The 13360-nt window shown below is 50.8% G+C and carries 12 protein-coding genes; 6 read left to right on the plus strand and 6 right to left on the minus strand.

The window, feature by feature from the left end; translation table 11 throughout:
- Window positions 1-4 precede the first annotated feature (4 nt).
- Entirely contained in the window at window positions 5-565 is a 561-nt protein-coding gene (locus tag M1D70_RS05335) for a delta-aminolevulinic acid dehydratase (RefSeq protein WP_456289344.1), read from the plus strand.
- Between the two features lie 95 nt (window positions 566-660).
- Here M1D70_RS05335 and M1D70_RS05340 read toward each other — a convergent pair whose 3' ends face one another.
- The 5 genes from M1D70_RS05340 to M1D70_RS05360 form a co-directional block, all read right to left on the minus strand.
- Window positions 661-1449 (minus strand): response regulator transcription factor, encoded by a 789-nt coding sequence (locus M1D70_RS05340; protein WP_145038971.1) that lies wholly within the window; start codon window positions 1447-1449, stop codon window positions 661-663.
- Window positions 1442-3142, minus strand: coding sequence for a sensor histidine kinase (locus M1D70_RS05345; RefSeq protein ID WP_456289345.1), 1701 nt, complete (start codon window positions 3140-3142; stop codon window positions 1442-1444). Before M1D70_RS05345 ends, M1D70_RS05340 begins: the two co-directional genes overlap by 8 nt.
- Window positions 3143-3284: 142 nt before the next feature.
- Window positions 3285-4940 (minus strand): ABC transporter permease, encoded by a 1656-nt coding sequence (locus M1D70_RS05350; protein ID WP_009592251.1) that lies wholly within the window; start codon window positions 4938-4940, stop codon window positions 3285-3287.
- A complete protein-coding gene (locus M1D70_RS05355; protein ID WP_456289346.1) occupies window positions 4937-6046 on the minus strand; it encodes an ABC transporter ATP-binding protein in 1110 nt (369 codons plus the stop codon). Before M1D70_RS05355 ends, M1D70_RS05350 begins: the two co-directional genes overlap by 4 nt.
- A 22-nt stretch (window positions 6047-6068) precedes the next feature.
- The gene (locus M1D70_RS05360) at window positions 6069-7091 is read right to left on the minus strand and encodes an ABC transporter substrate-binding protein (protein ID WP_009592256.1); all 1023 of its coding nucleotides are present in this window, start codon (window positions 7089-7091) and stop codon (window positions 6069-6071) included.
- A gap of 247 nt (window positions 7092-7338) precedes the next feature.
- Here M1D70_RS05360 and M1D70_RS05365 point away from each other — a divergent pair, with 247 nt between their 5' ends.
- The 5 genes from M1D70_RS05365 (at window position 7339) to M1D70_RS05385 (ending at window position 12469) form a co-directional block, all read left to right on the plus strand.
- Window positions 7339-7566, plus strand: coding sequence for a glycine zipper domain-containing protein (locus M1D70_RS05365; RefSeq protein ID WP_009592272.1), 228 nt, complete (start codon window positions 7339-7341; stop codon window positions 7564-7566).
- Window positions 7567-7830: 264 nt separating this feature from the next.
- Complete coding sequence (locus tag M1D70_RS05370) at window positions 7831-8205, plus strand: BlaI/MecI/CopY family transcriptional regulator (RefSeq protein WP_009592247.1); 375 nt, start codon at window positions 7831-7833, stop codon at window positions 8203-8205.
- 9 nt (window positions 8206-8214) lie between these two features.
- Entirely contained in the window at window positions 8215-9705 is a 1491-nt protein-coding gene (locus M1D70_RS05375) for a M56 family metallopeptidase (RefSeq protein WP_456289347.1), read from the plus strand.
- 259 nt (window positions 9706-9964) lie between these two features.
- Window positions 9965-10840, plus strand: a complete 876-nt coding sequence (locus M1D70_RS05380) for a radical SAM/SPASM domain-containing protein (RefSeq protein WP_456289348.1) — start codon at window positions 9965-9967, stop codon at window positions 10838-10840.
- A 156-nt stretch (window positions 10841-10996) separates the two neighbouring features.
- On the plus strand, window positions 10997-12469 hold the full coding sequence (locus M1D70_RS05385) for a DEAD/DEAH box helicase (RefSeq protein WP_456289349.1): 1473 nt from the start codon (window positions 10997-10999) through the stop codon (window positions 12467-12469).
- A 93-nt stretch (window positions 12470-12562) separates the two neighbouring features.
- Here the strand turns inward: M1D70_RS05385 and M1D70_RS05390 are convergent, their stop codons facing one another.
- Complete coding sequence (locus tag M1D70_RS05390) at window positions 12563-13294, minus strand: class I SAM-dependent methyltransferase (RefSeq protein ID WP_456289350.1); 732 nt, start codon at window positions 13292-13294, stop codon at window positions 12563-12565.
- Between the last annotated feature and the right edge of the window lie 66 nt (window positions 13295-13360).

Consider the following 13360-nt stretch of genomic DNA (forward strand, 5'->3'; position numbering starts at 1 on the left):
AGTAGTGAGTAAGCCGGCTATGCAGGTCGCTCTGGTCGTCGGGCCGGATTGCGATATGGAGAGCCAAGCCGTAAGGGCGGCTCTGGAGTATTTCGGGGTGCGCGTCTTTACATACTGGATCGGGAGGCCGAATGATCTGATCTCCGTATTGCCAGGCGATGATCTGTATGAAGGCACCGATATGATGTTGTTGAACTTTCACGGGGACGAGGGCAGCTTGATCATGCCGGAGCTCGGCGAAGAGGTATACGAGGAGGATGAGCCGAGGGGCGGCTTCGGGCCAGGCGAGATTATGCGATATGCGAAGCTGGACGGGAAGGCAGTCATCGCGAACGGCTGCTCGCTGGGGGATCCAGCACTGGCCGACGCTTTCCTGGAGCGGGGCTGCCGGATGTATATCGGGCCGGATGACTATCCGGACGGCAACGATGCGCTGATGTTCGTTCTCCGGCTGATCTATGAGATCGTTCAGCAGGGACGGGACGTGAAGGAAGCCTTTGCGCAAGCGGTGGCGATGAGTGGCGAGCTATCCATGTACCGGCTGTATGAACGACAGGAATCATAGATAAAGATTCTACACCCCTGCTGAAGCTGGCAGGGGTGTGGTGTGTGTGCAAATATAAGTACGATAGAGTACCTCTAGTATCTAGGTTCCCCGTTCTATCCATTCTTCTCCTCGAAATATTCCTGATACTGGCTCGGCGTGACGTGGGCATACTTCTTGAAGATGCTGATAAAATACTTGTAATCACTGAATCCGATATCCTGCGCGATGGTATAGACCTTGTTGTCGCCTGACTTCAGTAACTCGATCGATTTCTGGATGCGGTAACGGTTAAGAAATTCATTGAAGGTATAGCTTGTCTCTGCCTTGAATTTCTGGTTCAGGTAATAGGCGCTTAAGCCGAGCTCTTCCACGAGGTCATGAATGCTGATCTTCTTGGCATAGTTCTCCTGTACATAGGCGATCATTTTGGACACGTATTTCGAGGTTTTGGTTTCCTTCTCCAGAAATTTGCTGTTCAAAATCTCTTCTTTTTCCTGCGGATGATTCGAAATCACTTCATATTTGCGGATTAAATCCACTTTGGCTTTGGCTGATTCGAGTGCCGTTACCAGCTGTTCATCCTCTAAGGGCTTCACCAGAAATTCGGTGACGCCTAACTGGAGTGCCTGCTGCGCCAGGTGGAATTCATTATAGCCGGAGATAATGATGCTGCTGAAGGTATGCTGCCGGAGTCCTTCCCGAATCATCGAGATGCCGTCCATGATCGGCATGGTGATGTCGGTTATGACGATATCCGGCTTCAGCTCGCAGATCTTCTCGTAGCCGTCCTGTCCGTTCAGTCCTTCTTCAATAACGATGCAATCGTATTGAACCCAATCGATGCTGAACCGGATGCCCCGGCGAATCATATCCTCATCTTCGACCAGCAGTACTTTAAACATGATATTCACTCCATTCGTAAGGAATCGTAAGGACGACACAGGTGCCTGTTCCTTGCGTGCTGTCAATATGGATGCCGGACGCTTCGCCATATAGAAGCACCAAACGGCGATGAACGTTGTACAGCCCGATATGCTGCGTCGTGTTTGTCTGGCTTTGCAGAATCTGGTTCACTTCCTGCAGTCTCTCTTTACTCATACCTTGCCCGTTATCGCGAACCTCGAGAATGAGCTTGCCGGCGGAGGTGTAGATGTTAATCTCGATCAGCACATTACTTTGATTCTCATACCCATATTTGATAGCGTTTTCGATAATCGGCTGCAGCAGAAGCTTGGGAACGTATACATCCAGCGTTTCCTCCGCTACGGTAATCCGATAGTCCAGCCGGTCATTGAACCGGATTTGCTGCAGCTTCAGGTAATCCCGGACATAATTCATGTCATTCTTCAGCTGGACGCTGCGATCATGTCCGATGCTGTAACGAAGCAAACGGGATAGAATCAGCACGATCTCCTGGGCTTGATTCGCGTCAATCTTTATGGCATAGCGCAGTGTTTCGAGCACATTAAAAATAAAATGCGGATGAAACTGCGATTGCAGCTGCTTCACCTCAATAATCGTGCGGAGCTCCGACAGCTCTTTATTTTTCTCGATCAATTCCTTCAGCCGATCCAGCATCACGTTGTACTCATTGCCGAGTATTTGAAACTCGTCATTCGTCTGAATGTCGACATAGCCGTTGAAGTTCCCTTCGCGCAGCTGGGCCAAAGCGTGTATGAGTTTATCGATCGATTCGGAATTGCGCGCCGACATTTTGTTCGCCAGGAACTGGATCAAGACCCACAGCAGCAGGCTGGCCGCAAGGACAAAGAAAGAAACCGTATAATAGGTGTACTGCTCCGATTTGTAGGAATTCAGCGTAATGACTTGAATCGGCGTGCCAGGAATTCGTTTGGAATATTTGTAGTACTTGCCCCCGTTCAGCAGAACATGTCCCTTGTTATCGACCTTGGGGTTGAATTTGTTGAGCACGCCTTTGGTCACATTGCTTGTCGTGGCAATAATGGTGTTGTGTTCATCGGTGATCAGGGCGATTTCATTGTTTTGCTCGAAAATCACCTTCTGGATGTCCGATTCGTACAGCTGATAGATGATATAGCCTATCGTCTGCTGGTCCTTCACGATGGCTTTGCCGAACGTGTAGCTCGTATCGCGGTCATGCGAATAGCGGAAGCTGTTCATTTCGGTTAGCGTGTCGCCGGGCCGCTGTTCAATCCGGTGAATGAGGTTGCCGAAGGCAAAATTGGAGTACAGCGCATCCGCCGGGGCTGAACTGGCCAGGAAGACGCCATCCGTATTGACTATATGAAAAATACTCTTGATCTTCTGCCGATTGTTGAAATCATAGAACTCGGAATATACTTGTTCGCTGCCCAGATGGGAGCTTACATAGTTGATCACGGTGGGAGATTCGGCCATCCGATGAATCTCCTCGTCATACTGCCGATATACGCCGGATATGGACTGGCTGATGGACTGGGCGGCTTCGGTCGTTTTTTGGGTTAAGTTCAAACGGCCGTTCATAATCGTGAACGCCAAGAACAATACGATTAAGATGGAGAAGGGGATCATCGTATAGACGCGAAACAAATGACGGGTGGATTCCTTGAAATTACGATAAGGTGTTGGTTTCATGCTGCCCTCCATCTGCGATAGGACCTCGATCCTATTATACTGACTCGCGGTTAACCGCAGATAATCCAAATACATCCAAGCGGCCCTTCATGCTGCAGGCGCCGGCTTGGATGTAGGTCTACGATATGATTACATTTCACATCTACATGGAAACTTCCTTTTGTCCGGAGAGCTTCAGGAAAACGAGCAGCGACACGACCGTAATGACGGTAAGAATCGTGGACAGTGCCGCAGCCACGCCGTAGTTTCCTCGAATGACCTCCGTGTATATAGCAACCGTGACGGTCTTGGTTTTGCCTGTATACAGAATGATCGAAGTGCTTAATTCGGTAATGATGGTAATCCAGCTCAGGATCGCGCCGGAGACGACGCCTGCCAGCATCATCGGAAGCGTAATCCTGAAGAACGTCTTCATCTGGGAAGCGCCCAGGCTGATCGCCGCTTCTTCGATCCCGTCGTTAATCTGGTGCAGAATGGCTGCGCTGGAGCGTATCGTATAGGGCAGACGCCGGATGACAAACGAGATGATCATGATGACGGCCGTTCCGCTTAACGCCAGCGGTTTATTGTTGAACGTGATCAATAGGGCGATCCCCAGTATGGAGCCGGGAACGATATACGGGAACATCGTGAAGATATCCAGCGTATTCGTCAATGCATTCTTTCTTCGAACGGTTACGTAAGCAATCAGTATCGCCAACAGGATAATGACGACCAGGGAAACGATAGCCAGGAAGAACGTGTTCAGAATGACGCCGCCAATATTACTGAAGGCATCCCGGTAGCTTTGGAGCGAGAACCCTTCAACGAAAATTCTGCCGTTGGATTTCAGGAACGAAGTATAGATGACATAAAGCTGCGGCAGCAGCGCGATTAACGTATACAGATAGATAACCGCATGAGCCGCGATATTGCCGATGCCCTTCTTCTTCTTGGCTTCGATCGGATGCAGTGCGCTCATCGTAAAGGATTTGCGATTGGCTACGAATTTTTGCAGCAGGAATATCGTGGTGGCGAACAGAACGACAATGACGCTGATCGCCGCCGCAAAGCCGTCATCGCCGCCGACCTCACTGATGAACTCGTTAAAGATCAGCACGGGCACGGTCTTGTATCCCTCGCCGATCAGCATCGGCGTACCAAAATCGGCGAGCGCGCGCATGAAGACGAGCAGGCCGCCTGCCAGCAAGGTTGGCGTAATGAGCGGGAGGAGCACTTTGCGCATTTTGGCTAAGCCTGTATAGCCCATGCTCTCGGCAGCTTCCATCAGCGATTGGTCCATATTCTTGAGTGCGCCTGATACATACATGAAGATCAGAGGGACCATCTGCAAGGTTAAGACCACTAAGATCCCCGTAAATCCGTAGATATCCGGCATCGTAATGCCGAATGTGCTGCTGACGAATTTCGTAATGACGCCGCTTCTTCCGAGCAGCAGGATCCAGGAGTAAGCGCCAATGAACGGAGCCGACATCGACGAGATCAGAATCAGTACGCGAATGGCCGAGCTGCCTTTGATCTTCACCGTAGCCATGATATAAGCCAGCGGCGTTGCGATAATCGCGGCAAGCAAGGTTACGCTGACGGTCACCTTAACGCTGTTGAACAGGGCATTCAAATAGTAGGGCTTACTGAAAAATTTCGTGAAATAGGCAAGGGAAAAATCGCCTGTCGTGCCATTGTACACACTTTTGAACAGCATCGTAAACAATGGCAGGGCCAGAAACAGAATATAGAACACAAAGATCAGTAACGAAATGTTGGTCCAGACATCGAATCGTTTGCGCGTCTCTCTCATAGCCGGGCGCCCCTTGTATAGTTCAGTTCGCCGGTCGCATCATAGACATTAATTTTATCTTGTTTCACCTTGAGATAGATGACTTGGCCAGGCTCGAGGATATGGGACGTTTTCGATTCCTGCGTGATCTCCACGCGTTGACCGGAAGCCAAGTCTACAAAATAATGGGTGTTCTGCCCCAAAAATACGCTGTGTACGATTGTTGCTTTCATGCCGGTCTGGTCCTCGGTCAGTATGAACTCTTCCGGCCGAACCGAGATTTGAACGTTTAGCGTATCTGCCTTGGCATCGGATTTCGGAACCTCGATGTTAGACAGCTCCTCCATATAGCCGGAGCCGAATTGCAGGGCATAGCTGCCTGCGGATTTCGTTATATTGCCCTCAAGAATGTTGGTCCGACCGATAAAGGTTGCAACGAATACGTTTGCAGGACGCTGGTAAATTTCCTGCGGCGTTCCCAGATGCTGAATCACGCCGGATTTCATGACCGCGATGCGGTCGGAAACCGCCATGGCCTCCTCCTGATCATGCGTGACGTAGACGGTGGTAATTCCGACTTCCCGCTGAATGTCTTTAATCGCGTTACGCATGTCGACCCGAAGCTTGGCATCCAGGTTGGATAGAGGCTCATCCATCAGCAGGACGTCCGGCCGGATGACGATGGCTCTGGCTAGCGCAACGCGCTGCTGCTGGCCGCCGGACAGGTTCTTCGGCATGCGGTCTTTATAGGGCTCGATCTGAACGACCTTTAGGATGTCATCAACCTTGGCGTTAATCTCGGCCTTGGATAATTTCCGATTCTCCAGCCCGAACGCGATGTTTCCTTTGACGGTTAGGTGAGGGAAGATCGCATAGCTCTGAAAAACCATCCCGATATTCCGTTTGCCCGGTTCCACCTGGTTAATGACGCGCTCGTTAAAATGTATGGTTCCGCCTTCAATGCTGTTGAAGCCGGCAATCATGCGCAGCAGTGTCGTCTTGCCGCACCCGGAAGGCCCGAGAAGGGTGAAGAATTCACCCTTCTTGATCTCCAGGGACAGCTCGGGAATGACGGTTGTGTCGCCGTATTTTTTGATTAAGTCTTGAATGGTTATGGTTACGCTCATGGTTGTCACCTGATTCTATAGTTTATTTAACGCTAGTGAACAAATCGACATAACGCTCAACGATCTCGGATTTATGCGCGCTGACATAGTCCGTGTCTTCATCGATCATGTGGATCTCTTCATAAGGCTTCATGTGGTCGCCAAGCTTGGTACCCTGGCGAAGCGGGCGGTTCGTTAATTGCGTGCCGAACGCATCCTGGGCTTCCTGGGACAGGATGAAGTCGATGAATTTCTTGGCGTTGTCCATGTGCGGCGCATCTTTGATGATGGCGGATCCCGCATCCAGGAATACGGCGCCTTCTTTCGGATACACGATTTCGACCGGTGCGCCGTTCTTTACATAGGTGCTGGAAGGGTCTTCGTAAGTAAGGCCGACTACGTATTCGCCGTCCGCCACGCTTTTGTGGACGGCGCCGGAACCGCTGGCGATTTTGCCGTCCAGGTTCTCGATCAGTTGACCGACATAATTCCAGCCCTGCTCACTCTCATAATCGCCGCCCATGGCTTTCAGCATGTTCGTTAACTGTGCGAAAGCGGAGCTGGAGCTAGCCGGGTCGGCGGAAGCAATCTTCCCTTTAAGCTGCGGGTTCAGCAAATCCGCATAACCTTCGATTTTGATATCGCCGATCAGGTTTTTGTTCACGAGCAGCACGCTGCCATCCGAGATATAAGGGGTAGCGAAGCCCGATGTATTGCGGTGTCCTTCCATTAAATTCTTGTCTTCAGGCGATACGTAAGGCTCGTATAAAGCTTCGTTTTCGCGGAAACCGGCCATCGAACCGCCGAACATCACGTCAGCGTATGGGTTCTGCTTCTCAGACTGTAAGCGCTTAATAATTTCGCCGGTGCCAGCCGTTACCAGCTCAACCGTTATCCCGGTCTGCTTCTCGAACATCGGAATGATGGTCTTGATGATCTCCTCGCTGTTTGGACTGTAGATCACGAGTTTATTCGACGAACCCGAATCGGACTCGCTGCTTGCGCAACCGCTCAGCGCCCCTATAATGAGCACGCAGGTTAACAGTAAAATCGACAGCTTTTTCATGTGAAATCCCCCTTGAACAAAGTTCATTTCGTAATTGCATGTTCATTGTAGCAAGCTTGGTACCGTTTACATAATCCCATAATCCGCAAACATCGTCTAAAATTCGCAACCTATTTTCGATTAGAATGAAATCCGAACCGGCATATTTTAAAGAATTCTTTTAGATCTGTTAGGGCAAGATATGGTTTGGAGCAACGTCCGGCAAGATGGAGCTGTTCCTGTCACAAATTTCAAAGGAGTGAGATGGATGGCTAATAAAAACGATCGTAATCATAAGGCTGATTCTGACCGCGACACGACCAACATGGGCGTTGACGCTGGAGAAGCAATCGGAACAGCGGGCGGCGGCGTCGTGGGTGCTGCTGTAGGTTCCATACTGGGTCCGATCGGCACGATTGCCGGTGGTATCGCAGGCGCAGCATTGGGTAACAAAGCTGGCGAGGCTGCAGAAAATGACGACAACGATTCAAAATAAACGGCGTTAACACTACCATCTGCACGAGTAAAATAAGGGGGCCTGGGGAAATCCAAGTGTGCCCTAAATTATTTGTAGCTGTATGGTTTGACAAAGAACCGCGCTCCTGCGCGGTTCTTTCATTTTACATATAAGTTCTATGTAGCGGTAAACTTCAATTCCCTTCGCTTGACATACGACTACGTGATGTAGTAGGTTATAATCACTACACGATGTAGTAATAAGTTCGTTATGGACGCATAACGACGTAAAGAGGTGTTCACCGTGAACCAGGTTCAAAAATTATCGGATACTGAAATGGAACTAATGGAGGTGATTTGGGAGAGCACTCCGCCTGTCACATCCACCGAATTGCTCGCACTGTTTGCCCAGAGAGGAAGAGAATGGAAGGCACAGACCATGTCCACCTTCCTGTCGCGTTTGGTGGACAAAGGGGCACTTACGGCTACGAGGGATGGACGGACCAATAAATATACGCCGCGAATTTCGCCTGAAGATTATAAGCTGATGGAAGCGCAGCACGTCCTGGACGGATTATATCAAGGCTCGGTTAAAAACCTAATTTCGGCTTTGTATGACGGCGAAAAGCTTTCAGATGAAGATATTGCAGAGCTGAAGCAATGGTTCTCGCAAAAGTAGGGGGTGCTTATGAATACTATTCTTGAATTGCTGTTTACCCTTACCGTTGCCGGAAGTGCCGTTGTAGCCTGCATTCTTGTACTGCGTATCGTATTCATCAATACCTTTCCTACAAAGTGGCGCTATGGAATTGGCAAAATGGCAGTGGTCTTTTATCTTTTACCTGTCGTCCTTGGTATTCAGTGGATCTCACCGCTTTTTACATTTAGTGCAGTTCCCGTTGTGAACGAGTTGCCTTCAACTGTGCAACATGCGCTGCCCGGTCCATATTCAGGGACTGGTTTGGAGCCGCTTATTCCGGCAAAGACCATCTCAGTAAACGTAGCCCTGCCCCTTATTGTCTTATGGGCACTCGGCGCTATAGCTTTTGCTGCATGGCAGATGTATTGTTATCGCAGATTTTTAAAGAAACTTGAACATTCGCGTGTCACCGTTCCGATAAGCAGCGAAGCAGCGAAACTGCTTTCCTTCATCAAGGAAGCCATTGGTGTGAAAAGCAGCGTCGGACTTGCCTACAGCTCCATCATTCGGAGCCCTGTTCTTGTCGGCCTGTGGAAACCTACCATTTATCTCCCTATAGAGAATACCGTTAACATGGACATGGTAATCCGTCATGAATTGATCCATCTGAAACGGAAAGATTTATGGGTCAAAGCGTTCACGCTCGGAGCAAGCGCCCTACATTGGTTTAACCCTTTGGTGCACATTCTTCGCAAGGACCTTCATATATGGAGCGAGCTGTCTTGCGATGAAGAAGTCGTGAAAGAGATGTCCTATGCCGAGCGGAAACGCTATGGGGAGACGATTTTAAGCGTCATGGCAGGGTCAAGGAATTTACCCGTGCAATTTATTGTCTCCTTATCCGGTGACGGCAAACAATTGAAAAGGAGATTAATGATGATGCTGAATGTAAAGAAACAAAAAAAGAAAACAATGTATCTCACGTTAACAGGGGTGTTTTTGGTTGCTGTAATTAGCACATCAGCAGCGGCATGGGCTTCTAGCAATACGCCTAAAGTCATTGAAAATGAGGCTGGTCATGCAGAAGCTCAACCAACAGAAGCGGCCCCTAGAGCGGTACCTTCTGAAGTCGTAGTTGAGAATAAAGGAAGCCATGTCATGGATTATCCCAAAGAAGCTCGTCCTGAAGCTGCTGCTGAGAATGGAGGAGAGGATGTTGTGGCTTATCCGGAAGAGGCTCGTCTTGTGGCTGTCGCTGAAGGAAGCCATGTCGTGGATTATCCCAATGAAACTCGTCCTTCAGCTGTAGTTGAGCAAGAAGGAAGCGATGTTGTGGATTATCCAACAGAGGCTCGCCCTGCAGCTGTAGTTGAGAGCGAGGGAAGCAATGTTGTGGATTATCCAACAGAAGCTCGTCCTGCAGCAGTTGTTGAGAATGAAGGAGACGATGTTGTAGATTATCCGCAAGAAACTCGTCCTGTAGACCAGGGTTATAAGTCTCATCCAAACGAGACCCCACGAATACTTCCATTACGATAAGATCCACGACGCTTGAAGAACTTGCTGAGTGTGATTGATGCTGATAAGTGACGCATTCAAACATAAACGATGAACGTTAATTAGAGCAAAAACGAAAGAAGAGGGTTCTCCCTCTTCTTTCACTTTATATAGAATGGCATCAGATCGCATTGATAGCTGTAGCTGTAAATGCCAGCCTATGGTACGATGTGAAGGATTGGCAAGCGAGCAAGCTGGCAAATCGTCATACGATCATAGACATGGGATTGGGGATAACATCTTGAGGACGTTTAAGAAAGTTTACATAGAAATTACGAGCATTTGTAATTTGGCCTGCACGTTCTGCCCGCCGACGGAGCGCAAGGCCAACTTCATTAAAGTGGAGGACTTTGCGAGAAGATTGGATGAGATCAAGCCGCATACGAGTTACATTTATCTGCATGTGAAGGGAGAGCCGCTGCTTCATCCGAAGATCGACGAGCTGCTGGATATCAGCCATGAGAAGGGGTTCAAGGTCAACATCACGACCAACGGCACGTTGATCGCGAAGAACCGGCATAAGCTGCTGGGCAAGCCGGCGTTGAGACAGATGAACTTCTCGCTCCACAGCTTTGACGGACATGTCGGCTCCACGGACCGTGAGGGATATTTGCGGGACATCCTCTCTTTTGTGCGGGATGCGGAGGAGCATAAGGTCATCTTCTCCTTCCGTTTGTGGAATTTGACGCAGGACAACCAAACGAACCTGGAGAAGAGCCGAAACCGCCAGACGCTTGAAATTTTGGAGCAGGAATTCAATTTGGACTACCGCATCGAGGAAAAGGTTGAACCCGGCGGTGGCGTAAGGGTAGCCGAACACGTCTACCTGAACCAGGATTATGAGTTCCAGTGGCCGAGCTTGTCGGCCCCGGAGGATGACGGCAAGGGCTTCTGCCATGCGCTGCGCAGTCAGGCGGCGATTCTTGTAGACGGGACGGTCGTGCCTTGCTGTCTGGACGGGGAAGGGGTCATTAACTTGGGCAACCTTCATCAGAAGTCCTTCTCGGACATCGTGGATGGGGAGCGGGCGAACAACCTCGTGGACGGATTTTCGCGCCGGGAAGCGGTTGAGGAATTATGCAGAAAATGCGGATATCGACAGCGGTTTGGGGCTTGAAACGGAGGCGGAGGAAAATTCCGCTTCTTTTTTTATGCCGATCTATGGTATCGTTATATGTTATGACGTAAAGGAACGGCTTGTGGAAACTCGATGATGAGATGCCCCATCTTACGTGATGCGAAAAATATAGATATTTACCATAAAGGAGATCCCATGACATTTGAAGATTTAAATATATCCCCTGTCATTCTCAAGGCTTTGGCCAAGGAGAATTACAAAGCGCCGACGCCTATTCAGGCTCAGGCGATCCCGGCTGTGCTGGCCGGCAGAGATTTGCTGGGCTGCGCCCAGACCGGAACGGGGAAGACCGCCGCTTTTTCGGTGCCGATGATCCAGCTGTTGAATCAGCAACCCCCTAAACCGGGCATGGGACGCCGCATTCGCGCATTGGTGTTGTCGCCGACCCGGGAGCTTGCCCTGCAAATTTCGGATAACGTCAAAGCCTACAGCCAGTTCACCAAACTGCGTTCGACGGCCATTGTTGGCGGCGTTTCGCAGAAGACGCAGGAACGTGCGCTTCAGCAAGGGGCGGACATTCTGATTGCGACCCCAGGCAGGCTGCTGGATCTCATGAATCAGAAGCACGTCGATTTACAGCATGTGGAGATTTTGGTGCTGGATGAGGCCGACCGGATGCTGGATATGGGCTTCATCCATGACGTGAAGCGAATCATCGCCAAAATGCCGAGCAAAAAACAAACGCTGTTCTTCTCGGCCACGATGCCTGCGGAAATCACCCAGCTTGTCCAAACCTTGCTGCACAATCCCGTAAAAGTCGAGATCACGCCGGTCTCCTCTACGGCCGAACGGATCGAGCAATCGGTGTACCTGCTGGAAACCGGGAATAAGCAGCAGCAATTGAATGAGCTGATGAAGGACCCGTCCATCGTGTCGGCATTGGTCTTTACCCGTACGAAGCGGGGAGCTGACCGGGTTGCGCGCGGACTGAACAAGGTGAATATTACGGCTCAGGCCATTCACGGCGACAAATCGCAAACCAGCCGCCAGACGGCGCTCAACAATTTCAAAAGCGGGGCGACCCGCGTCCTGGTGGCAACGGATATCGCCGCGCGCGGGATTGACATCGACGAGCTGTCGCATGTCATTAACTTCAACCTCCCGAACATTCCGGAAACGTATGTGCACCGGATTGGGCGCACGGGGCGCGCGGGACTGAGCGGGACGGCGATATCGTTCTGCGAAGTGGACGAGGTTCCTTTTCTTCGGGATATCGAGAAGCTAATCGGAAAGTCCATTCCGGAAGTGAAGGACCATGACTTCCCGATGTCCGGGGCGTTAAGAGCCGCCAAGGTGGACCCGACGCCAAAATCCGGCTCGTCCAAGCCCGGCAAAGGCAAGTCAGCTGCATCGAGACCTGCTAAACCGAAGGCGGATGCGGCCCGCAAACCAAAGGCCGACGCGGCACGCAACCCGAAGACGGGTGCACCCCGCCAATCCAAGACGAACTCGGCGCGTAAGCCCATGACGGAAGCCATCACGAATCCATATTCAGAAATGGCACGCAAGCTGAGTTCGGAAGCAGCTTCGAATCCTAACAACGGCCAGGCTCGGAAACGCAAGTCCGGCGGATTCAACAAGGGAAGCAGAGCCGGCAGACCCTCATAAGCGATAGCGGCGAATGGGGGAAATTCCATGATAAAAAGCACCCTTTTCCACCTTGTGAAGTGGAAGGGTGCTTTTTTTGATGCCGCATGTGAGCTATTCGCTCTTTCTCCCCGCAAGAAACAGAAACAACGGAATTCTGCGCCGGCGCTCATAGGTTTCCTCGTTTGCAAAATACGCTCGCACAGGATGGGACTCCCTTAAGTGCTCCACGATAAAGCCGGCTTCCTGCATCGCCCGGAAGTAATCCTCGACGGTTCGATGGTACTTATGAACGGTGCCGCCGAGCCATTGCTGCTCCCGGTAGCCTTGGATGAAGTAGTTGTCCACCACCCAATTCGTTCTGGTGCCGGACGGCTGCAGCGTGGAGGTAATGACGGGATGCTCGACGGAGAAGACGAACCTTCCGCCTGGCTTCAAGCTCTGGTGAACGCTTCGAAAGATATCCCCGATATCCTGCAGATAATGAAGAGCGAGCCTGGAGATTACCGCATCATAGGTATCGCTCGGATAAGCATAGTCCTCCATCTGCATGTGCAGAACGGTTCCGCTCTTGTAATCGGCCAGGCTGCTCGAAGCGGCTTCCGCCATGTTGCGGGAGCCCTCGATTCCGGTATAGGAGGCACACCCTTGTTGAAGCAGTTCCACGCCGAAGCCGGCATCCCCGCATCCCAGGTCCAATACATGAAGGCCCGCGATATCCCCCACCAGCTGCTGGATGACGGGCTTCTCCAACGTATCGTTGGCATTCTCCTGCCACTGCCGCCGTTCCATGTATTTCTCGAAATTCTTGTCGTTGTCGTAAAAATCGGATCCGTGATAGCTCATAGACGCCTCCTTCGGATAACAGCCTAATTCATCTTGATGTACTGTACCACATCGCAGACGCCATAT

The organism is Paenibacillus sp. AK002 (assembly GCF_053903045.1).